The sequence below is a fragment of the Entomospira culicis genome, from assembly GCF_028748145.1.
GTDB lineage: Bacteria > Spirochaetota > Spirochaetia > WRBN01 > WRBN01 > Entomospira > Entomospira culicis.
Map to the genome: position 1 here is coordinate 1,322,459 of NZ_CP118181.1, position 20,857 is coordinate 1,343,315.

General features: G+C 43.4%; 23 protein-coding genes. 17 read left to right on the plus strand and 6 right to left on the minus strand.

Annotated features, from left to right (window positions below; translation table 11 throughout):
* The first annotated feature begins 58 nt into the window (after window positions 1-58).
* Together rnhA and PVA46_RS06250 are read left to right on the plus strand one after the other, a co-directional pair.
* On the plus strand, window positions 59-508 hold the full coding sequence (rnhA, locus tag PVA46_RS06245) for a ribonuclease HI (protein WP_274360339.1): 450 nt from the start codon (window positions 59-61) through the stop codon (window positions 506-508).
* A gap of 21 nt (window positions 509-529) precedes the next feature.
* Window positions 530-1,006 carry a hypothetical protein gene (locus PVA46_RS06250; RefSeq protein WP_167695891.1) on the plus strand — a complete coding sequence of 159 codons (477 nt, stop codon included), beginning with the start codon at window positions 530-532 and terminating at the stop codon, window positions 1,004-1,006.
* A 49-nt stretch (window positions 1,007-1,055) separates the two neighbouring features.
* Here PVA46_RS06250 and efp read toward each other — a convergent pair whose 3' ends face one another.
* Entirely contained in the window at window positions 1,056-1,622 is a 567-nt protein-coding gene (efp, locus tag PVA46_RS06255; protein ID WP_212603858.1) for an elongation factor P, read from the minus strand.
* Window positions 1,623-1,725: 103 nt separating this feature from the next.
* Window positions 1,726-1,929, minus strand: a complete 204-nt coding sequence (gene rpmE / locus PVA46_RS06260) for a 50S ribosomal protein L31 (protein WP_167695892.1) — start codon at window positions 1,927-1,929, stop codon at window positions 1,726-1,728.
* 259 nt (window positions 1,930-2,188) lie between these two features.
* On the opposite strand from rpmE, the gene rplU reads away from it, so the two are divergent.
* From rplU to cgtA, 4 genes are read left to right on the plus strand one after another with little or no spacing between them, the layout of a single operon-like run.
* Window positions 2,189-2,503, plus strand: coding sequence for a 50S ribosomal protein L21 (gene rplU / locus PVA46_RS06265; protein ID WP_167695893.1), 315 nt, complete (start codon window positions 2,189-2,191; stop codon window positions 2,501-2,503).
* A 12-nt stretch (window positions 2,504-2,515) separates the two neighbouring features.
* Window positions 2,516-2,830 carry a ribosomal-processing cysteine protease Prp gene (locus PVA46_RS06270; protein ID WP_167695894.1) on the plus strand — a complete coding sequence of 105 codons (315 nt, stop codon included), beginning with the start codon at window positions 2,516-2,518 and terminating at the stop codon, window positions 2,828-2,830.
* A gap of 5 nt (window positions 2,831-2,835) precedes the next feature.
* Window positions 2,836-3,087 (plus strand): 50S ribosomal protein L27, encoded by a 252-nt coding sequence (rpmA, locus tag PVA46_RS06275; RefSeq protein WP_167695895.1) that lies wholly within the window; start codon window positions 2,836-2,838, stop codon window positions 3,085-3,087.
* Between the two features lie 6 nt (window positions 3,088-3,093).
* Complete coding sequence (gene cgtA / locus PVA46_RS06280) at window positions 3,094-4,107, plus strand: Obg family GTPase CgtA (protein WP_167695896.1); 1,014 nt, start codon at window positions 3,094-3,096, stop codon at window positions 4,105-4,107.
* Here the strand turns inward: cgtA and nrdR are convergent.
* Entirely contained in the window at window positions 4,099-4,566 is a 468-nt protein-coding gene (gene nrdR / locus PVA46_RS06285; RefSeq protein ID WP_167695897.1) for a transcriptional regulator NrdR, read from the minus strand. The genes cgtA and nrdR overlap by 9 nt on opposite strands.
* 324 nt (window positions 4,567-4,890) lie before the next feature.
* On the opposite strand from nrdR, the gene PVA46_RS06290 reads away from it, so the two are divergent.
* The 10 genes from PVA46_RS06290 to PVA46_RS06335 all read left to right on the plus strand — a co-directional run bounded on the left by PVA46_RS06290 (window position 4,891) and on the right by PVA46_RS06335 (window position 15,557).
* Complete coding sequence (locus PVA46_RS06290; RefSeq protein WP_167695898.1) at window positions 4,891-5,346, plus strand: YkgJ family cysteine cluster protein; 456 nt, start codon at window positions 4,891-4,893, stop codon at window positions 5,344-5,346.
* A gap of 10 nt (window positions 5,347-5,356) precedes the next feature.
* Window positions 5,357-5,554: a hypothetical protein gene (locus PVA46_RS06295; RefSeq protein WP_167695899.1), complete on the plus strand. Its 198-nt coding sequence runs from the start codon at window positions 5,357-5,359 to the stop codon at window positions 5,552-5,554.
* A gap of 4 nt (window positions 5,555-5,558) precedes the next feature.
* Complete coding sequence (gene mltG, locus PVA46_RS06300) at window positions 5,559-6,632, plus strand: endolytic transglycosylase MltG (protein WP_167695900.1); 1,074 nt, start codon at window positions 5,559-5,561, stop codon at window positions 6,630-6,632.
* Complete coding sequence (gene lepB, locus PVA46_RS06305; RefSeq protein WP_167695901.1) at window positions 6,633-7,118, plus strand: signal peptidase I; 486 nt, start codon at window positions 6,633-6,635, stop codon at window positions 7,116-7,118.
* 38 nt (window positions 7,119-7,156) lie between these two features.
* On the plus strand, window positions 7,157-9,115 hold the full coding sequence (locus tag PVA46_RS06310) for a penicillin-binding transpeptidase domain-containing protein (protein ID WP_167695902.1): 1,959 nt from the start codon (window positions 7,157-7,159) through the stop codon (window positions 9,113-9,115).
* Entirely contained in the window at window positions 9,105-10,793 is a 1,689-nt protein-coding gene (locus PVA46_RS06315; protein ID WP_167695903.1) for a motility associated factor glycosyltransferase family protein, read from the plus strand. Before PVA46_RS06310 ends, PVA46_RS06315 begins: the two co-directional genes overlap by 11 nt.
* Before the next feature lie 164 nt (window positions 10,794-10,957).
* Window positions 10,958-11,836, plus strand: coding sequence for an IS1595 family transposase (locus tag PVA46_RS06320; RefSeq protein ID WP_167695904.1), 879 nt, complete (start codon window positions 10,958-10,960; stop codon window positions 11,834-11,836).
* Window positions 11,837-11,855: 19 nt separating this feature from the next.
* On the plus strand, window positions 11,856-13,778 hold the full coding sequence (locus tag PVA46_RS06325; protein WP_167695905.1) for an HsdM family class I SAM-dependent methyltransferase: 1,923 nt from the start codon (window positions 11,856-11,858) through the stop codon (window positions 13,776-13,778).
* Window positions 13,771-14,832, plus strand: coding sequence for a restriction endonuclease subunit S (locus tag PVA46_RS06330; protein WP_167695906.1), 1,062 nt, complete (start codon window positions 13,771-13,773; stop codon window positions 14,830-14,832). Before PVA46_RS06325 ends, PVA46_RS06330 begins: the two co-directional genes overlap by 8 nt.
* Window positions 14,833-14,906: 74 nt before the next feature.
* Window positions 14,907-15,557 carry a hypothetical protein gene (locus tag PVA46_RS06335; RefSeq protein ID WP_167695907.1) on the plus strand — a complete coding sequence of 217 codons (651 nt, stop codon included), beginning with the start codon at window positions 14,907-14,909 and terminating at the stop codon, window positions 15,555-15,557.
* A gap of 152 nt (window positions 15,558-15,709) precedes the next feature.
* Here the strand turns inward: PVA46_RS06335 and PVA46_RS06340 are convergent, their stop codons facing one another.
* Window positions 15,710-16,375 carry a trimeric intracellular cation channel family protein gene (locus tag PVA46_RS06340; protein WP_246226763.1) on the minus strand — a complete coding sequence of 222 codons (666 nt, stop codon included), beginning with the start codon at window positions 16,373-16,375 and terminating at the stop codon, window positions 15,710-15,712.
* 312 nt (window positions 16,376-16,687) lie between these two features.
* Here PVA46_RS06340 and PVA46_RS06345 point away from each other — a divergent pair, with 312 nt between their 5' ends.
* On the plus strand, window positions 16,688-18,799 hold the full coding sequence (locus tag PVA46_RS06345) for a DUF4116 domain-containing protein (RefSeq protein ID WP_167695909.1): 2,112 nt from the start codon (window positions 16,688-16,690) through the stop codon (window positions 18,797-18,799).
* 67 nt (window positions 18,800-18,866) lie between these two features.
* Here PVA46_RS06345 and PVA46_RS06350 read toward each other — a convergent pair whose 3' ends face one another.
* Window positions 18,867-20,030 carry a coproporphyrinogen-III oxidase family protein gene (locus tag PVA46_RS06350; protein ID WP_167695910.1) on the minus strand — a complete coding sequence of 388 codons (1,164 nt, stop codon included), beginning with the start codon at window positions 20,028-20,030 and terminating at the stop codon, window positions 18,867-18,869.
* Complete coding sequence (locus tag PVA46_RS06355) at window positions 20,030-20,854, minus strand: undecaprenyl-diphosphate phosphatase (protein ID WP_167695911.1); 825 nt, start codon at window positions 20,852-20,854, stop codon at window positions 20,030-20,032. The genes PVA46_RS06350 and PVA46_RS06355 overlap by 1 nt, the downstream gene beginning before the upstream one ends.
* Between the last annotated feature and the right edge of the window lie 3 nt (window positions 20,855-20,857).

A 20,857-nucleotide genomic window follows, 5' to 3' on the forward strand; every position in this document is an offset into this window, starting at 1 on the left:
GGAGGCGCTTGCCAAGAAGTACAGCACGCCATTGCCGTCAGTCTCACTATCAGAAATCATTCCTGATAGCATAAAGCTCTATAGTGATGGCGCATGTAGTGGTAATCCTGGGAAAGGTGGATGGGGTGCAGTAATTCTCTTGCATGATGGCTCTACCATCGAACTTTCCGGTGCCGAGGCGATGACCACCAACAATCGCATGGAACTTATCGCCGCCATCGAGGCACTCCGCTATATTGTCAACCAGAACATCCCATATTCCGCCATTACTCTCACCACCGATAGTAGTTATGTAAAGAACGGCATTACGCAATGGATCCACAATTGGAAGCGTAATCAATGGCGAACCAGCACCAAAGAGCCCGTGAAAAATCAGGATCTTTGGCAAGCGCTTGATCTCCTGAATCAACAACTCAAGCCACAATGGCTCTGGAGCAAGGGGCATGCCGGTCATCAATGGAACGAGCGTTGTGATACTCTCGCCGTGCAAGCACGTAATGCACTCTAAATCCTTTAACAGGAGAAATGTATGAAAAAAGAGATCAACTACGAAGATAATATTTTCTTTATTGTTGCGCAAGTTGAACAACTTACTCAGATGCTAGATTTAAGCCTAGATGGTGATTTTTTATGCGATAAATATATTTTAGATATCAATTTTTTCGACCGTACCCTCAAAAAGATTGAAGGACAAATGATGCAAAATAGTCGTTTAATTCACTTTCCGCAATATTTACAACTCATTCGTCGCGCACGCACGGCAATGGAGAGCTTATTGCAACAGATTCAATATAGCGATAAGAATTTACCCATACAATTTCGACAAAAACTAGGCGAAGAATTTCAAGAACTCCTATATAATCAGCAGACGCAAATTCAGCATATTATCAACCACCTGCACGCAAATGGGAACAATGAGAAAGATAGCGATGTAGAGTCGATTGGCTTTGAGGAGATGTCACTCTTAATTGGACAAGATTTTTATGAAGAAGATCAGGACAGCTAACCATAGAAGGAGAGGTTGGCTTAGCCGTCCTGATACGTTTTACACTTTTTTACTTAACACGCTCTACATAAGAGCCATCGCGGGTATCGATCTTGATTTTGGTACCGATCTCGCAGAAGAGAGGCACCATCAATTCGTAGCCACTGGCGATTTTTGCACGCTTGAGCGATTTCCCCGAAGTATCACCCTTGATACCTGGTTCCGTCTCGGTGATCTCACGCACGATATTGATAGGGAGCTTGACGGTTACCGCGCGCCCCTCGTAGAAGGCGATTTCGATCTCCATGTTATCTTCTAAGAAGTAGACCGCATCGCCAAGTTGCTCTACAGGGATCTCCACTTGGTCGTAACTCTCCATGTCCATAAAGACGTAGTCATTGCCATCATTATAGGAGTACTGCATCGGTCTTAAATCGAGGTTGATCTCTTCAACTTTATCGGCAGCCTTATAGACGCCTTCGCTAATTTGACCGGTGAGAAGATTTCTGATTTTGAGCTTCATAACGGCAGCGTTGCGCCCACTCTTGGAGAACTCGCTCTTGAGTGTAACATAACCATTGCCATCCATGGTGAATGCGGTGCCAATGCGCACCTCTTGCATAACAATAATACCCATAGTTCTATCCTTTATCTTTACCTAGAAATTTCGTACACCCAACGCATCTAAGAAGAGAGCCAGAGAACTGGCTCTATCGTGCTGGGCAAAAAAAGCCAAAGAGCTAACCCTTAGCTCCGTAGCGTTTGTTAAAGCGCTCAATACGGCCAGCAGTATCGACGAATTTGTGCTTACCAGTAAAGAACGGGTGGCAAGCCGAGCAAATTTCGACATGAATATCGCCCATGGTAGAACGAGTTTCAAAGGTATTACCGCAAGCGCAGGCAACTTTTGCCAATTGATAATTTGGGTGAATCTCTTTTTTCATAAACAGCTACTTCCTTATATAATGTATGCGCCTTGCATTATGCGCCGTACACTAACATCTTTATTAGTACATGGATCATGCAACAACTAATATGAGATATCATAGCACTAAAATGCGCTTTGGTCAAGCCAAATTTACAAATTCATCTAGGAATTGATCAAATATTGAGCTATAGCTCTTGACAGAAGATGCCTTGTCAAGTAAAATGGAAGAGTTATTTGAAAAATCATTTTATAAAATGCAAGGATAGCTAAAGAAGATGTACGCAGTAGTTGAGATTAAAGGCAAGCAGTATAAAGCCCAAGAGGGCAAATACATGCTGGTAGATTTGCACGCCGAGCATGCCGAAGGCACCAAACTTGAGTTCCCCGTCTTTCTGCTTAGTGATGGAGAAGGGAAGGTTTCTGTAGGCAAGCCTCATGTAGAAGGCGCTAAGGTTACCGTTAAGGTAATGGAGAGCCTAAAGGACAAAAAGATTCGTGTATTTAAGTACAAACGTCGCAAAGGGTATCGCAAAACCATGGGACATCGTCAAAACTACACCAAGCTTCTTGTAGAAAAGGTTAGTAGCTAGAATCGCTAGCTCATGATCAGGGTAACCATCAGCCACAACGATGTAGGTTTTTCCTCCATCAACATCTGTGGGCACGATCTACGCACTGCCACCGAGGAGAGTCCTCTCTGCCTTGCCGTAAGCGTGCTAAGCCGAACCGTTACTCGTTATCTTGAGAAGCACAAACTCATCGAGGAGATTGTCGTTCATGATGGCTATCTACATTGGCGTATCCGCGATCCCCTCAACCCTCAATTGATCATCGCCATGGAGATCCTCCTGCAAGGTATCGAGGATTTAACCAGCGAGTGGCAGGAGAGAATTACCATTAATTTTAACAAGGAGTAGATAAGATGGCAACGAAGAAAGGTGGAGGAAGCTCCAAAAACGGAACCGACAGTAATGCACAGTATCTTGGCGTAAAACGCTTTGGTGGTCAGCGCGTCAATGCAGGCGAGATTATCGTACGCCAGCGTGGCACTAAATTTCACCCAGGAAGTGGCGTGGGCGTAGGTCGGGATCATACCATCTATGCAACCATCGCAGGCACGGTGCAATTTCACTTTGCCAAGGGTAAAAAGCGTATCTCTATCGTTACAGAGTAAGGAGTTATGCGCAGTTTTATCGACGAGACCCGCCTTGTTATCGCATCGGGTAATGGTGGCGATGGGGCGGTATCGTTTCGCAGAGAAAAGTACGTCGCCAAAGGTGGCCCTGATGGTGGCGACGGAGGTATCGGAGGAAATCTTATCTTTGAGGTAAGAAAAAATCTCAAAACCTTTCGACACCTCGAAAACAAACATAAATTCGTCGCCGAGGATGGGAAAAATGGCGGAAAGTCTAAGCGCTCTGGCGCTAAAGGCGAAGACGTTGTCATTCCTGTCCCCCCAGGTACTAAAATTTTTGACTATAAAACACGTACCCTTATCCTCGACCTAGGGCAAGAGGAGCAACGTATCCCTTACCTAAAAGGAGGCAAAGGCGGATTGGGGAACTGGCACTTCCGACGTAGCGACAAGTTTAAACAAGCGCCTCGTCTTGCAACGGCTGGGAAAAAAGGCATTCAACAGGAGATATTACTTGTACTTTCGGTTATCGCCGATGTAGGCATTGTTGGGCTTCCGAACGCCGGTAAAAGTTCGCTCATTGGCGCAATTACCGCGGCGAATCCCAAAATTGCCAACTACGCTTTTACTACCAAAGAACCCAATCTGGGCACCATCAAGCAAGGCGACGATCTGCTTGTGATTGCCGATATACCGGGGCTCATTGAGGGAGCTAGTCAGGGGCTGGGATTGGGTATCCGCTTTCTGAAACATTTGGAGCGTACCGCTACCCTCCTCTTTCTCATCGATATGCAAAATCCTCACGAAGATCCATGGGAAAGTTATCAGACTCTGCTAGATGAGTTGGTACAATACAACGAGCAACTGCTCACGCGTAGACGCTTAATTGTCGGTAGTAAAGTGGAGACAAGCGAAGATCAAGAACGCTATAAAGAATTTACAGAACAGTTAGATGAAGAAGACCATTTAGCAATTAGTGTCCAGAATTATATCGGATTAGATCGCCTCATTGAGGCCTTATGGCAGATGAAGCGGGAGCATGAAAGCTCCTTAGAGTGAGCCTTTTTCCGGCATATTTTCGATGAAGGAGATAAAGGCTTTCACATCGGAGAAGCTAAAGTAGACCGAGGCAAAGCGCACATAGGCTGCGCCATCTAACTCTTTGAGGTGGCTTAAAATAATCTCACCAATGGTCTTGCTTTCGATATGCCCCCGATCAGAAGCGCGAAAGAAGATCTCTTTTTCCATCTCTTTTTGGGCGATGGCAATTGCCTCTTGACTGATGGGGCGCTTACGTAGCGCAAGATCCAACGATGCCTTAATCTTTTCGGATCGAAAGGGCTCACGTTTGCCACTCTTTTTGAGCACAGTGATGGGCGGTTGTTTGATCGATTCATAACTGGTAAAGCGTCGTCCGCATGCCAAACACTCTCGGCGTCTACGGATTGAGTTGGTCATTTCGCTCTCTCGGGTCTCCAACACTTTCATCTCATCTGCACCGCAATGGGGACAATACATCGCACATACTCCTTGGCATTTTTTGGTAATTACCTCCCTAGTATACCCACTTTCATCTACTTACTCAAGGGTTTTATTTAGCTTATTGTAACTTTTTTCTTAAAAAAAATCCGTTTTATAATAATAATTTATTCTTAATCAATATCCATTTTATTACAGAAATATATTGATTTTTCTCTCAACATAGATTATATCAAATATCATAAAATCATCTTTTTCTTAAATGATGCCTCGCAGTGATGTTACTCACGCATAATTCATCGCATAAAAAGAGATAACTCTCTTGTCTTTTATTAACTTTTATGCTATCATTGTCGATAGAAGATGAAAAAATTTTACGATCAAGGCTTACACTTTCACTGTACTCAATGCTCACAATGTTGTCGAGGCGATAGCGGATATGTCTTTTTATCCAAAGAAGATATCGATAGAATTACCGCACATCTACAAATGAGTCAAGAGGATTTTTTAACCCAACACGCACGCACCGTCGCACATGGTAATGCGCTACGCATCTCCTTACTCGAAGTTGCCGAATCCGATGGACAAATGCGATGTGAATTCTGGAAAGATGGCTGCAGCATCTACTCCGCACGTCCTAGCCAATGCCGTACTTATCCCTTTTGGTCGAGCATTTTAGCCTCACAAGCCAACTGGAACCTAGAGGCAGAGCATTGCCCTGGGATCAATCTTACTGATGCCAAGCTTTACCATAAAGACGAAATTGAGAACCTCCTTGCCAACCACCCAGAAGAGCGTCTGATTCAGATTAAGCCATAGGAGAATCACGATGATAGAACAGAAGACATTGCACCTCGATATCACCCCCAATCAAGCAGCGGTACTCTTTTTAAGCCTCAAAAATCTCGAGCAAATGAGCACCGAAACCGGCTACCTCTACCAAGAGCTAGAGCGCTATCTCTACGCGCGTATTGGGCTAGAAGAGCTACAAACACTCGAGGATCTCTACGCACGCGGAGAATTGTAAATTTATGCAAAAAAAGAGTTCCGTTGCACAAAAAATTCTCCTTGGTTTCCTCTCGCTCCTCCTTGTTTTCATCATGATTGCTGCTAGCTATCTTCTTATGATGAATTCACCCGCACGTAAAGATTTCATAGAAAACCAATCCCCTTCTACTTTTGAGGTAAAAGAGGGAAGCTCTCTCTACCGTATTATGGAGCAACTGGACGAAGAGGGATATATCAAAAGTGCCTTCTTTTTAAAACTTTATCATAAATTTATTCATCAAGAAGGGCGCATTCTCGCTGGAACATACGCGATACCCACCAATCTCACTGCAATTCAAACACTACACTTTCTCTTCAACACTGCACCCACGCTCGATCTTATCGCTATCACCATCCCCGAGGGGCTCACCTTGCGTGAGGCATCGCTGATATGGGAGGAGGCGGGATTTTTTACATCACAAGAATTTTTAGACGCATCTAATCATGGCGAACTCCTTCTCTCCTACGGCATCAATCAAGAGACGCTCGAAGGGTGGCTCTTCCCCGACACCTATCTTGTGCCAGCAACCATCAGCGCCCAAGAGGCGGTAACGTTAATGTTGCGTCAATTTTTTGCTGTGCTCACGGAAATTGACACAAATTGGCAAGCGCGCTCTCCACAAGAACTCACCGATAAAATCATCCTCGCAAGCATCGTTCAAAAAGAGCATAAAGTTGCAGAAGATGCCCCACTTATGGCATCGGTTTTTCTCAATCGTCTGGCCGTTGGCGACCTCCTGCGTACCGACGCGACCATCAACTATATGAAAAAAGAGCGCCTAGGACAAGGGCACGCGCGTCGCGTTCTCTACGCCGATCTTGCTATAGATGATCCCTTTAATAGTTATAAATATGCAGGACTCCCTCCGCATCCAGTGGGTCTCTCTGGAAGAGTCGCTCTAAAAGCCGTCTTCTATCCCCCACAAACCGATTATTACTTCTTTGTCGCTATCCCACAAACCAATGGCAAGCATCACTTTAGCGTTACCTACGAAGAGCACTTAAAACACGCGCGTATTTGGCAAGAGTGGCTGAATAAAAATAATATTTACTCCTAAATGTTAATATTTATTAAATCTAAAACCATCTATAAAATCATCATATTTACACCATTACTCCTACTAATTATATATTTATTATTTGGCATACAACTTATTCAAGTGCAAGGCAACTCGATGCTACCCACCCTTTCTCATGGCAACTGGCTTCTGATTGACACCCTTCAAATGCGCTGGCGAAAACCCCAAAGCGGTGATATCGTCCTGATCCAAACTGCTTCCAATACGCTCATTGTTAAGCGCATTCTCCTTACCCCAGCTACTCCCTATACGTGGCAAGACAACACCCTCTATCTGCCACAATCTAACCAAACCTTTATGCTTGACCGTGCGCAACTAGAGGAATTTCTCGCGAAAAATGCGCTTCTTGAGGATCACATCTTTATTTTGGGTGATAATTTGTCGATAAGCTATGATAGCCGTGCCTATGGTGCTGTTGCTACGCACCAAATTATTGGGCGCGTTATCCGAAAGTCTTATCATTAATAAAAACGTTCGATAAATATCACCAAAAAGGGGAGCTTATGATCCATCGCAAGAACGCGACGAGCCAGCTTAAATCGCTTAAACATACCTCACATTTAACCACCAGACAACGCATTGTGCTCATTCTTACGGCGGTTGCCTTGAGCATTATTATTCTCTTTTCGATGTGGATTATGCGTAAGGGCAAGGCACGCATCCCCACCAATACGCTTCCGATTGTCGAACGGGGAGCTATTTATGATCGGCGTGGACATATCCTCGCTACACAAGTCGTTGAGTACACGATATCACTGTGGTTGCCCACGGTACGCAATGAACAACCTTATGAGACCAATGAGGAGTATCTGCAATCGATTCGTGCGCTCTCCACACACCTTGCGCCGATCATTTTGTGGCCACAAACCGAGCTCTACGATCGCATTTTGGCTCATCCGTCTAATACCCTCACCCTCTTGCGCCGTGCCGACGTACAGATTAAAGAGCGCGTGGAGGAGGTAATGCTTGAACATCGCCTCAACGGGATCCGCATTACTCCCGAATTTAGCCGATCTTACCCCCAAGGCGACTTAGCTGCACCGTTGCTAGGCTATCTCAACTTAGATGCTAAGGGTGGAGGCGGATTAGAATTTGCGTTCGATAAATTTCTCTCGCCCATCGCCGTTATCGACGACCAAGAGATCATCCGAGGCTACTCCCTTGAGCTTACCTTAGATATCAATCTGCAAGCCAGCATCGAGTCGATCATGCGCCAAGGTCTACGTGAGGAGGAGGCGCAATCAGCTGTTGCTCTGATTATGGACGGCAAGAGTGGGGAAATTTTGAGTTATGTCAGCCTGCCTAGCTTCAATCCCACCTTCTATCACCGTTATAGTGAGTACGAACGCATGAATCGTCCCGTTGTGGAGGCCTACGAGCCGGGATCGGTCTTTAAAGTCTTTACCATGGCCGCCATGCTTGAGGCGAACGTCATCGATCCAGGGGAGACCTTCTGCTGTCCGGGGCATTACGAGCAAACGATTAATGGCGAGACCTTTCGTATTAAATGCGTTGCCGAACATGGCGAGCAGACCGTTGCCGATGTGATGGCTAACAGCTGTAATGCGGGCATGGCCTACTTTAGTGAGCGTATGAGTCGTGATGATTTTCATGATGCCATTGAGGCCTTTGGCTTTGGCAAGCGTACCAATGTTCCTTTGAGCGCCGAGAGTACTGGTCTCTTAGCCGATACGCCAAAATGGTCGGCACGCACCAAACCTACTATCGCGATGGGGCAAGAGATCGGTGTCTCCTCCATGCAGATTATGCAAGCAGCCACCGCCTTTACCAATCAAGGTACCATCATAAAACCGCAGATTGTCAAACACGTACTCGATGGCGATGGACATATTTTCCGTAGCTATCCGCGTGAAGAGATCGGGCAAGCAATCTCGCCATACACCGTGCAAGCCGTGCTTGCGCAACTGCACCATAGTGTGGAGAAAGGTATCGCTAGGCGCTTGCAAATGCCCGACCTCTCGGTGGGTGGCAAGACGGGAACGAGTCAGACTATCGACCCCGTAACTGGTGCGTATAGCACCGATAAGTACATCGCCAGTACCCTCGCCTTTGTCCCTGCAAACGACCCGCAGTATATCGTTTATGTCGTGATGCACTCCCCCGGTAAGTCGATATGGGGATCGAACGTCGCAGCGCCCTTAGCCCGTAATATTATTGAGGTGCTGGTGCCTCACTTGGGGCTACCTAGCCGATACGCCCACTTCCTCCACCTTGATCACTTACCCGATCCTAGCACCCCCGATTATCCTGCACTTAACGCAAGTCTGCCCCAATTTGAGGGCAAGAGTCTGCGCCAAGCGCTTCACTTTTTCCGCAAAGACGATCTCTTTTTTCGGGTGGATGGCACAGGGTTTTGGGTCGCCGAACAATTTCCTCCTGCTGATTCGCTCTTGCGCCCCGAGATGACCATTCGCCTCAAGAGTGGGGATAATGAAGCCTAGTCTCCTCGATCAATTTGCCCAGCGTTTCCCCGCCCTTGATACCACGCTTAATCTTCTCCCCCCCGATCCACAACTAGTCTTAACAGAGACCAAAAGTGAACTACCTACCCTCATTGCCCATGGTCTTGCCCTACACTCGCGCTATGATCCACAACGTGAGGCATCAAAAGAGCTTACCACCCTCCCCGATGGTTGGGATACTATCATCTTAGCGGGAGTGGGCTTGGGCTACTTTGCCCAAGCGGTCATTCGCACCTATCCAGAACGTAAAATTATTATCCTTGAGCCAAACTTAGCCTACCTTAATCTGCTTCGCCAAAGCCCCGTGCTTACGGATATATTGAAACACCCACAGCTGGCCATTATTCCATCTTCGCACCCCGCCGATCTTCAGCACCACCTGATTCAATGGCAAGCACAACAGCCCCATTGGCATGAATTTCGCGCCCGTGTGCAGCAAGAGCCCGATCGCTTCGCCCCCTTCAAAACGATCTTTTTACAATATCAACAGCGTCAAAAGACCAATCAACTCGCCCTGCAACAATACGGGCTGTTGTGGTGGCGCAATAGCATAAAAAATCTCCCGCACTGGGCAAGCGCTAAGCCAGTAAAATCTCTCTTTGATGCATTTCACGGTCTTCCTGTCTTAATTGTGGCGGCCGGGCCCAGCCTTGCAAATCTGCTACCACATCTCACGCAACTACGCGAACGCATGCTCCTGATTTGTGTCGACACCGCCGTGCGTATCCTGCTTGCCCACCACATTCGTCCCGATATGATCCTCTCCATTGATAGCCAGTACTGGAACGCGCGCCACCTCGATAACCTCGACATTAAGGGGATTCCTTATGTTATCGATAGTGCGGTGCATCCGCTCCTGTGGCGAACCATCGAGGAGCATCAACGCTACCTGATAAGTCCCATCGTCCCACTGATGCAACCGCTTAGTCAACAACTCAAACCATGGGGAGCGCTACGATCAGGGGGCTCCGTAACCATTTCCGCGTGGGATCTCGCCCTCCAGATGCAGGCAACGAGTATCTGGTTAGTGGGCGCAGATTTCGCCTATCCCCAAGCAGAAACCCACGCCAAAGGCGCGCTCTTTGAGCAGTGGATTGTGGCCAACCACACCCGTACCCAGAGCATCTTGAGCCAGCAACTAAGACTCAAACATCAACAAGAGATCTCCCTAAAAGATAATCAAGGCAAAGAGGTGGCCAGCGATGCGCGTATGCGTCTGTACGTGCAGTGGCTAGAAGAAGCGCTCGCGCAGGAGACCATCCCCACTTATAACCTAAGTGCAATCGGTGCAAAAATTCATGGCGCGCCTTATGCAACCGTAGCGCGTGCGCTAGAGCTTCCTATCATACGAGAGAAGATCGAGCAAACCCACCGCAAGATAGCCCAAACACGCATTGCCGACGATCCTGCCTTTATTCCACAGCTTCAACATTATCAACAAGAAGCCCTGCGCCTCCTTGCCGATCTCCTGCAACGCCTCGATGCCGATAAGAGCAACGCGCAACCCCTAAGCCATCACCCTGCCTGCGCGCTCTTTAGCCCGATTCTCCCCTACTGGCTCCACTGCCTCACCGAGAGCGCACAAAAACGTCAAACCCTATGCAAACGCCTACACGCCATGCATCAGCTGTATGGCTATCTCTCTGCCCATAAATAACTTCTCTTTACTATCTCACTCTCTTTTGCTATAATGATAGCATACCGTTGATCTTAACAGCGGTGTATAGGAGATTGTATATGAAAAAAATTTTTGGCAATAAGACACTTATGGGCTTGACTAAAAATTAAAAATATAGTACAATGGTTATAAGAGGAAAAGTTATGACTATTGTAGAGATTATTAGAAAGTATCAAACACAAGAGCAGTGCATACAGTTTTTAGAAAAAGCTAGATGGGCTGAAGGTGTTATTTGCCCTTATTGCAATTCTACTAAAACAGGTGCTAAAAAGGAAAGCAATCGCTCCCCCCGTCATCAGTGCTACTCTTGTCAAAAATCTTTTTCTGTTACTTCGGGTACTATCTTTGATAATGCTAAACTTCTTCCTCAATGGTTTCAAATTTTAGCTCTTATGCTCAATGCTAAAAAATCTCTATCTTCTTATCAAATCTCAAGAGATTTGGGCTTACGTCAAGGTACTGCCCTCAAAATCCAAAACAAGATTCGTGTAGCTATGAATACAAAAGAGAGTATCTTATTACAAGGAATAATAGAAATGGACGAAACTTACATAGGAGGAAAACCTCGTGGCAATGTAGGAAAGAATAAGAGAGGTAGAGGGACAAACAAGACCGCAGTTGTTGGAGTGCAAGAGCGAGGAGGAGAAGTAAGAGTAGAAGTTGTAGATAGAGAAAAAGAGTCTATGAACTTTAAGACGTTAAAAAGAATCTTTGACGATAACGTGGATAAGATTAAGTCTATTTTAGTTACAGATGAATATTTAGGCTATGCTCCTATGGGGAACAATGGGGTCTCTCATTTTGTGATTAATCATAGCGAACGATTTGTAGCTGGGGATGTGCATACTAATTCAATAGAAGGGTTTTGGAGTTTAATCAAGAGGGCTTGGTATGGTTCACATCATCACTATAGCAAGAAGAATACTCACTTGTACGTAGGAGAGACAAGCTATGTCTATAACAATCGAAAGAATAAGAACTTATTTATAGACACGATAGAAAAGATGTTAGAAAAATTTTAGGTGGAGTGGAGTTATAATAATGGCTAAAAAAGAAGTAATCACGGATATATGGGTTGCATCCCAATTAAAAGAGAATGGTATTAAGTTTGATGCTCAAGGTAGTAATGTCAAAGAGCTGAATGAAGCCTTAAAAACTGCGTCTAAGCGAGGAACTGGTAAGGTTGGTTTTCCTGAGTATGTAGCGGTTATTGGCGACTTTGTGCTAGTGATAGAAAATAAGGCTGATGTTAATAAACATCTTGCTTTGACCTCTACAGGGCTTATTTCAACGGAAACAAAAGACGTGGTTGATTATGCTGTAAATGGAGCTTATTTTTATGCAAAGCACATCGCTCAAAATAGTCCTTTTAGAAAGGTCTTTGCAGTAGGGGTTTCTGGGGATGAAAAACACCACAAGATTACTCCACTATGGGTAGATGATAGAGAGGGGTATAAAAAGTTAGAGGAACTTGAATCTTTTGTATGGTTTTCGCCGAAAAACATCCAAGAGTACTATATTAGATATGTGTTAGAAGAAGCAACAGATATTGAAAAAACTACGGAACAAATTTTAAAAGATGCGGCAGAATTGCACGAATATTTACGTAATTATGGTACTCTAAAAGACCAAGATAAGCCTTTAGTTGTGGCTGGAATCCTTTTGGCTTTAGATGAAATTGAATACGGGGGCTTTAGTCTTTCCTTGCTTACAGGCGACCAAACGCAAGGAAGTCGTGATGGCGACAAACTAATGAATGCAATTAAAGGACGTTTAACCCGTTCTAATGTGGGGCCAGATGCCAAGAAGGATAAACTTCTTGCCGAATTTGCTATTTTCCACACCAGCTTTAGACTTAATGAAATTAATGAAACCTTAGGTAAAACTCCTCTCAAGTTTTACACGGAGTTTCTCTTTGAGCACGTGTTTAAAAACATAAAGTATCAAAAAACTTCAGAAGATTTTGTTGGTCGTTTTTATGGTGAGTTTATGAGCTATTCTGGCGGTGATGGTCAAACCTTGGGTATCATTTTAACCCCTAATCATATAACTGACTTAATGTGCGATTTAGTTGATGTTCAACCTGACGATGTAGTACTTGACCCTACTTGTGGAACTGCTGGCTTTTTGATTTCTGCAATGCATAGGATGTTAGCTAAGGCTAGTAATGAACAACAACGTAAGAATATTAAAAAAAAACAGCTACACGGTATCGAGCTACAAAGCAATATGTTTGCCGTAGCGGCTGCTAATATGATATTAAGACGAGACGGCAACAGCAATCTTGAATGTAGTGATTTTTTGAAAAAGAATCCCGCACAAGTGCAACTAAAAGGTGCAACCATCGGCTTGATGAATCCTCCCTACTCGCAAGGGTCAAAGGAAGACCCCTCTCAATATGAGTTAGCCTTTATGGAACAACTATTGAACTCATTAACTACTGGTGCAAAGGCTGCCGTCATTGTCCCCCAATCCTCTATGACAGGTAAGACAAAGATAGAGCAAACATTAAGAGAGGGTATTCTTAAAAAACACACTTTAGAAGGAGTTATTACTTGTAATACGAATACTTTTTATGGGGTAGGAACAAACCCTGTTATTGCGATTTTTACAGCCCACGAACCACATGAGGCAGAGCATATCTGCAAGTTTATCGATTTTAGAGAAGATGGCTATGAAGTAAGACAACACGTTGGCTTAGTAGAGAGTAATTCTGCCAAGGATAAACGCAAACATTTACTAGATGTGTGGAATGGCAATACAGAAGCTCCCTCTAAGTTTTGTGTGGAAACAAGAGTAGAACCAAGTGATGAATGGTTGCATAGCTTTTATTACTTTAACGATGAGATACCCACAGATGCTGACTTTGAAAAAACGATAGGCGATTATCTTACCTTTGAGTTTTCGATGATTATGCAGAATCGAGAATACTTGTTTAATGAGAAGGGAGAAAAAGATGATTAATGATAGGGAATGGGAAGCGTTTCATCTAAACACATTATTTCCCCTGATTACACGTGGTAAGCGACTGAAAACAGCAAGTCATATTACGGGTAATACCCCTTATGTTTCTTCAACTGCTTTAAATAATGGAGTTGATGGTTTTATTGGGAACGCAGATGGGATACGTATATTTTCCCATTGTTTATCTATTGCTAACAGTGGTAGCGTTGGCAAGGCTTTCTATCATCCTTACTCTTTTATTGCAAGCGATCACGTAACAGGGTTAAAAAATGATAATTTTAATAATTTTATCTATCTTTTCATCTCTGTGTTACTAACACGATTACAGTATAAATATAGTTTTTATCGAGAAATTAATAACACGAGAATTAATAAAGAGATTATTCTCTTGCCAGTAACGGAGGATAATAAACCTGATTTTGAGTATATGACGCAATACACCAAGTCTAAAAAGGAGCTAATGCTCTCTCGTTATCAAAAATATCTCTTAACTAAGCTAAGTAACCTTAGTTACAAAGAAATACCAGCTTTAAATGAGAAAGCGTGGAAACCTCTTAAAGTAAGTGAATTATTTCAAAAAATTGAAGCAACAAAAGGTAAGACTACAGACCAACTGATTGAAGGCGATGATGTACCTTATATAGCGGCTTCTAAGCTTAATAATGGGTATGTGTCGATGTGTAGTATTAAATCAAACCCTAACTGGGTTTCGAGAGGAAATTGTATTCTTTTTGTTCAGATAGGAGATGGTGCTGCTGGATTAGCCCACTATATACCGATGAACTTTATTGGTATGAGTGGGAAGACATCTTGTGGTTATGCCCATAAATTAAACTCTTTCAATGGTGTGTTTATAGCTAAATGCTTAAGTGTGAATAAACAAAAATTTTCTCACGGCTATAGTTGGACAGGTAATAGATTATTATCTACTAAAATTATGCTCCCTATCAATAATTTAGGAGAGCCTGATTTTGAGTATATGGAGCAGTATACAAAAAATATGATGCTTGAAAAATACAACCAATATTTAAAATTTTCTACTAAAAAAAACTAAAAGGCGATTGTGCCTTTTAGTTTTAAAGATGAGACAAGCCCTCAAGTGCCTTATTGCCAAATTTTTTACTGTTAATGGTGCTAGTTATAGCATTTGGATTAAATGGGCAAGATGCCTCGGCAGAGCACACTTGCGGAGCAAGCCGTAAATTTCCTAGTGATGTGCTTGTAGATTTTGATATGACTTACCAAGGGAAAGAGATAGAACTGATCTACAATTTGGATGAGAATAAGATAAGGTTGCTTGTGGAAGATGGTGGATTTTTAGAAAATTTTAACTTTATTGTCAATGGATACTCACCTCTCCCGGAGGCTGTGGCGCTAGCTTGGGAGCATGAGTCTATTATCCAGTATCTTAGTAAAGAGAGTGATTTTTATCAAGAGTTTGTACTGCGCAACCCTGACTCTAAAACTCTTGCCCAATTTAAGAGCGACCTGAAGAAGATCTTAAATTGTCGCTATGGGAGCATTAAGGTGATTAGTGAGGGCGTTGACTTTTTAGAGTATGAGGCAAATGGCATGCGTTTTTATCATGGTTTCTTTTTAGCACCAAAAATGCATGAAAAAGAGACTCATACCTCGGATATTGCCTCGATAGAATTTATTGGTTATAGTAGTATTAAGAACTACGAAACGCGTAAAAGCACCTATATAAAGACGTTCCATAATAGTCGTGGTGTGTTGCAAAAGCATGTGAGAGAGCGAGGCATTACCCCCATTAGCTAATTTACCTAAGCCATAAATGTGGGTTTATCCCCCGTGTTGGCTTAGTTCTATCCCAAAACTTCTCGCTGGCTATCCACCGATTGATCATTTCCTATTTATGTATGGATACACCGAGATAAGGAGTAAAACATGCGTGCAATAGAAACGGCTATTTACCTATCTTTACGGCGATCTTTTTTGATACGGAAGGGGCGTAGGTGCTGGCGCACACGCTCTTGGTAGTGCGGGTTCTTCAAGATAACGTAGAGGCGCAACACAAAGACAAGTATCACACAGCTGACAATTGCCACCACGCTAGGCAACGCCAGATAGACGTACAAAAAGTAGAGTAAGAGACTCCCCAGTAGACTCGCGCGGGCGTAAAAGTCGCCATAGAGAATGAGCGGAGGTTCGTCGCGCAAGATGTCGCGGATGATGCCTCCCACGCAACCCGTTATCATGCCCATCAGGAGGGCACCATGCATGGGCGCCCCCACCTCGATGGCGCGCATCGTGCCAAATGCCGTAAAAACGGCCAAGCCACTGGCGTCGAATAGGGCAATCATCAACGACTGCTTCTCTACCTTTTGATGATCAAAATAGCGCACCACCAATCCGGCAACAATCGCAATAATAAGATAGCGCGGGCTCTCAAAGATCGCCACGGGTTTGCTATGCAAGAGTAAATCGCGCGTAAGCCCACCACCAAAGGTCGTAACACTGGCCAAAAAGATAATGCCAAAGCCATCCATCTTCTTTTTTTTCCCCGCCAGCGCCCCCGAAAGCGCAAAGGCCAAGCTCCCCGCCATATCTAAAATATCTAAAAATAACACCACCATCACCGCATCCTCCACACTTTTTGGCTGTTATAGAGAAAATCGACCATTATTCCCACTAAATTTAGGCGAAAGCCCTTGACCTTTCTAGCATTAAAAGCGATAATAGAAGCAGTTTATTGTTATGATAAGGAGTTGGTGCATGCCCTGCGGAAGAAAACGTAAAAGAAAGAAAATCGCAACCCACAAGCGTAAAAAAAAGCTTCGCAAAAATCGACACAAAAACAAGTAAGATTTTGCCATAAGTGTTTATAAACCGCCCTTCCTCACATGAACTAGGGCGGGTTTTTATTCATTTATTTTTAGGAGGTAAAAATGACTGAAAAATATACTCAATATCTTGATTTAGTAAAAGAAAATGGGTTGAATCTAAACTCGATCCATTCTGAAGAGAGGAATCAAGAGTTATCTAACCTAGCCTTTAATCAAATCATTAATCAAAACTTCAAGAGACCTTACGCCTTATATACCAAAGAAAATGACATAGAGACCGTCATTGAACGTATCCTTTCTTACATACCTAAAAAATTTAGAACATACGAAATGTGTTTAAGTGCTTCAAAACTCAATCCATATCCTTTATTTGGCTACATTCCTAAAGAATACTTAATTTATGAAATCTACTTAGAGACTGTCAAAGCTTCCTACCCCCAAGATGAATTCGATGAATATGTTATAGCTTATATTCCAGATGAATTCAAAACATATGAACTATGCTGGGAAACAATTCAAAAATATCATCCAGAGCATGGTTTTGGAGATGAGTTTTCACTCTTTGAAATTCTACCATATATACCAGAGGAAATAAAAACATATGCTTTTTATGTTGAAATCATTAAACTATATGATTGCGACATTGACAAAGATGTTATTCCTAAAAAGTACCTAAACAACAAATTTGAGATAGTTTTAAATCTTCTTAATGGAGGATCATGGTTACAATACACGCAACTTGAGTTTATCACCTATGAAATGGTATTAGATGCAATACAGCAAGAATCAGGCTTTAGACTTCTTCCTTATATTCCTGATAATTATTTAACCAAAGAATTATGGCTTACTATTCCAATACGAGATAGAGAGAATTGTCAAGAAGAAGATATGATTGACATCTGCCAAAGAACTTCATGCTACGATCTTTGTCTTGAATTAGTTAAAGAAGAAACCTTTTACTCTGCTTTAGAACACATTAAAGAGGAGTTTCATACCTATGATTTTTATTTAGAGGTTGCTAGACATTATGGATATCAATCCTTATTATATATAACTTATGAACAAATTGAAGGTGATGATTTTGAAGATCTAATCGATGACGAGGTTTTACTTTTATCTCGACTATCAGAACCTAAAATAAAGAACCAAATACCAATTGAATTCCAAAGTGATGAACTATACTTAGCTGCATTCAACTATCCATTTAATGATTTTAATAATCAAGATTTAGAGGAAATTTTAGCTATAGTACCAACAAAATACCATACTCCTGACATTTATCTTGCAATTATCAAACGTAATCCATTGTTAATAAAAGATATTCCAGGCGAACTACAAAATTACTCCTTTTATGTAAATACCGTTAGGCAAAATGGGAAAATTCTACAGTATCTTCCTCAAAATTTTGTTAGTGATGCTCTTTATTTAGAAGCTACAAAAAGTAATGGAGTAGCATTCGACTTGCTTCCTGAGGAATACAAGACCTATGAAATTTGTATTGAAGCTGTGGTACATAATCCTACTAATCTTAGATTTGTTCCAGATAAACATAAAGTAGATAATTTTTACATAGAAACTTTTAATAAAAATCATCACCTATTATGGGAGATCCCAGAAGCCTTACGAACATGCGAAATGTATTATATCTTTATCCAACAAACCATTGATAGCTTAAAAAAACGACCATCCTACTTCAGAAAAATCCATGATATCATAAAGCGTATACCAAACAATTGTAAATCCTATCAATTCTATTTAATCCTTCTAGAAAATAATATTACATCTTTAAAAGATGTACCTGACGAGCATAAAACCTATGAGCTTTGCTTAGCTGCTGTTACCAACAATGGTGATGCTTTGGAATACGTCCCAGATGAATATAAAACCTATGACATATGCCTTGTTAGCGTGAAGAATGCAGGATGGGCATTATCCCATGTGCCTAATAAGCATAGAACTTATGAACTTTGTCTTATTGCTATTAACCAAGATGGGCATTTGGAAGATATCCCAAATAAACTCAAAACTTTTGAACTATGCGCAGAAGCTATAAAAAAGGATCCAGATAGAATCCAATCTATATTACCTTTGTTTCACGATGAAAAGAGTATTTATCAATTATGTTTAGAGGCTGTTAAACAAGATGTAAGCATTCTCTTTTGGTACGTCCCATTCAAATTCATTAACCAAATTATTATTGAGCTAAATATTTGATATAAAGTGTTTAGCTATCCTATCTTAGCACAGACTCTATTCGATAAAATATTCTGCAAGCATTGCCCTAAAGGAGATCGAGTAAGATGGCATCCAGCACCAATCGCCCTTGCTCGGTGAGGGTGATATACCTATCATCCTCTTGCAAGAATTCTCGCCACTTGCTTTTTTGTAAATGCTCCCATGGGGCTAATCCCGCATCACCAAAACGCTCTTTAAGAATCGCTTTACTGATACCTAATGCCGTGCGAAACCCCATCATGTAGTGTTCAAAGATAAAGCTCTCGCGCTCGATCATGTCTCTATGCCAAAGATTGATATCATCGGGATTTGACCAAACACCAAATTCGCGTCGCCCCGTAATGCGCAACGCCGATCCATCCAGCAAGGGCAGAGTTCCCACTGCACCTGGCCCAATACCGATATAGGGCTTGAGTTGCCAATAGTGCGTATTTTGTAAGCTATAATCATTGGGCGTTAGCGCGTAATTGGAGACCTCGTACTGCTGATATCCCGAGGCTAACAGCATCCGTTGAGAGGCTTGCCACTGGATGCTTCGCTCTTCTTCGTTGGGGAGGTGCGGATGGTGGCGATAAGTGAGTACCGTCCCCTCCTCCATGGCTAGGGCATAAAGCGAGAGGTGGGCAGGTCGATAAGTAACGAGGCGGTGCATATCCGATTCCACAATGGCTTGCGTGTGGAAGGGTAGACCTGCAATTAAGTCGAGACTTAGACGCGCTTTATACGGCGACAAAAGCTCTAATGCGTCGAACATCTGTTGGGTGGTTACCTTGCGCCCCACCGCATCGAGGCTAGCTTGATGAAACGTCTGCATGCCCATGCTCACCCGTAGATTTTGCCAGCGCGCTAACCCCAACGCATCGATTAAATCTTTACTCACATCTTCGGGGTTTACCTCGATAGTAACTTGTTGAGGATGATAACTTTGTACTAAGTCGATCAACGCCGAGAGCTGATCGCCGTCGATCATACTAGGGGTACCGCCACCCACATAAACACTCACCAAGCGCTCCATGTGAAGATACGCTAACTGGTTAGTAATCTCTCGCAAAATCCGCGCGATCACCTTGCGTCGTAATTGCGGATCGACCCCAGCGGAAGCGTAAAAGTCGCAATAATGGCATCGATAATGACAAAAAGGCAAGTGCACATAGAGCGCAAACGGTTCGCGCCGATCGATCTTATCCAGCGCAATCTCATCCATTATCATTAGGGAAGAATCCCGAAGAGTCCAAGAATTGCCAAGGGAATGAGGTAGAAGGCGAAGTAGTGAAGCTTCATCTCTTTTACCAAACGCATGAGCAGGCGTAGCGCAAAGTATCCCGAGGCAAAGGCCACCACCAGCGCCACAAGTAACGGGAGTAGATCCATTTGAGCAAGGAGATCTTCGCCTTGACCCTCTCGCAAGGTGAGGATAAATCCACCGACAATCGCAGGGATAGAGAGTAAAAAAGAGAGCTCGCCAGCACGTTCGCGCGTGATGCCACAAAAGAGTGCACCACTAATCGTCGAGCCTGAACGCGAAATTCCAGGGAGCACCGCCAAGCCTTGTAAAAATCCAATGATAATACCGCGCAACGTATTGCCCAACCATCCAGCCTCGCCGATCGGTTCGCTTACCTCACCGCGCTTGATAAAACGCGTGCTAATAATGAGTAGCGTCGAGGTGTAAAGAAAGCCCGCGTAGACCAAGCGCGCAGGAAGCGCTAAATCTTTCAAGAGCAAACCCATCACCGCGGTAATCATCGTGGCGATAAGAATTAACGCAATATAAGATAAATCACTGCGATCGCTGGGTAGCGACTTACGCGCGACCCAGCGTATCAACACCAGAAAGAGACGCGCAATCGTCTGGCGAAAGAGCAACACGACCGCGCCCAGTGTCGCCAAATGCAACGCAAGATCGAAGAGAATCGGGATCTCGGCAAGCCCAAACCAACGCTTCGCCAACAACAAATGTCCCGAACTGGATACCGGTAAAAATTCGCTCACGCCCTGCAGTAATCCCAAAATCACGGCTTCAATCATACTCATATT

Bases quoted from the DNA above. Each gene is read 5' to 3' on its own strand.
- PVA46_RS06250 (WP_167695891.1), top strand. From the start codon at position 530: ATGAAAAAAGAGATCAACTACGAAGATAATATTTTCTTTATTGTTGCG.
- efp (WP_212603858.1), bottom strand. From the start codon at position 1,622: ATGGGTATTATTGTTATGCAAGAGGTGCGCATTGGCACCGCATTCACC.
- rpmE (WP_167695892.1), bottom strand. From the start codon at position 1,929: ATGAAAAAAGAGATTCACCCAAATTATCAATTGGCAAAAGTTGCCTGC.
- rplU (WP_167695893.1), top strand. From the start codon at position 2,189: ATGTACGCAGTAGTTGAGATTAAAGGCAAGCAGTATAAAGCCCAAGAG.
- PVA46_RS06270 (WP_167695894.1), top strand. From the start codon at position 2,516: ATGATCAGGGTAACCATCAGCCACAACGATGTAGGTTTTTCCTCCATC.
- rpmA (WP_167695895.1), top strand. From the start codon at position 2,836: ATGGCAACGAAGAAAGGTGGAGGAAGCTCCAAAAACGGAACCGACAGT.
- cgtA (WP_167695896.1), top strand. From the start codon at position 3,094: ATGCGCAGTTTTATCGACGAGACCCGCCTTGTTATCGCATCGGGTAAT.
- nrdR (WP_167695897.1), bottom strand. From the start codon at position 4,566: ATGTATTGTCCCCATTGCGGTGCAGATGAGATGAAAGTGTTGGAGACC.
- PVA46_RS06290 (WP_167695898.1), top strand. From the start codon at position 4,891: ATGAAAAAATTTTACGATCAAGGCTTACACTTTCACTGTACTCAATGC.
- PVA46_RS06295 (WP_167695899.1), top strand. From the start codon at position 5,357: ATGATAGAACAGAAGACATTGCACCTCGATATCACCCCCAATCAAGCA.
- mltG (WP_167695900.1), top strand. From the start codon at position 5,559: ATGCAAAAAAAGAGTTCCGTTGCACAAAAAATTCTCCTTGGTTTCCTC.
- lepB (WP_167695901.1), top strand. From the start codon at position 6,633: ATGTTAATATTTATTAAATCTAAAACCATCTATAAAATCATCATATTT.
- PVA46_RS06310 (WP_167695902.1), top strand. From the start codon at position 7,157: ATGATCCATCGCAAGAACGCGACGAGCCAGCTTAAATCGCTTAAACAT.
- PVA46_RS06315 (WP_167695903.1), top strand. From the start codon at position 9,105: ATGAAGCCTAGTCTCCTCGATCAATTTGCCCAGCGTTTCCCCGCCCTT.
- PVA46_RS06320 (WP_167695904.1), top strand. From the start codon at position 10,958: ATGACTATTGTAGAGATTATTAGAAAGTATCAAACACAAGAGCAGTGC.
- PVA46_RS06325 (WP_167695905.1), top strand. From the start codon at position 11,856: ATGGCTAAAAAAGAAGTAATCACGGATATATGGGTTGCATCCCAATTA.
- PVA46_RS06330 (WP_167695906.1), top strand. From the start codon at position 13,771: ATGATTAATGATAGGGAATGGGAAGCGTTTCATCTAAACACATTATTT.
- PVA46_RS06335 (WP_167695907.1), top strand. From the start codon at position 14,907: ATGGTGCTAGTTATAGCATTTGGATTAAATGGGCAAGATGCCTCGGCA.
- PVA46_RS06340 (WP_246226763.1), bottom strand. From the start codon at position 16,375: ATGGTGGTGTTATTTTTAGATATTTTAGATATGGCGGGGAGCTTGGCC.
- PVA46_RS06345 (WP_167695909.1), top strand. From the start codon at position 16,688: ATGACTGAAAAATATACTCAATATCTTGATTTAGTAAAAGAAAATGGG.
- PVA46_RS06350 (WP_167695910.1), bottom strand. From the start codon at position 20,030: ATGATAATGGATGAGATTGCGCTGGATAAGATCGATCGGCGCGAACCG.
- PVA46_RS06355 (WP_167695911.1), bottom strand. From the start codon at position 20,854: ATGAGTATGATTGAAGCCGTGATTTTGGGATTACTGCAGGGCGTGAGC.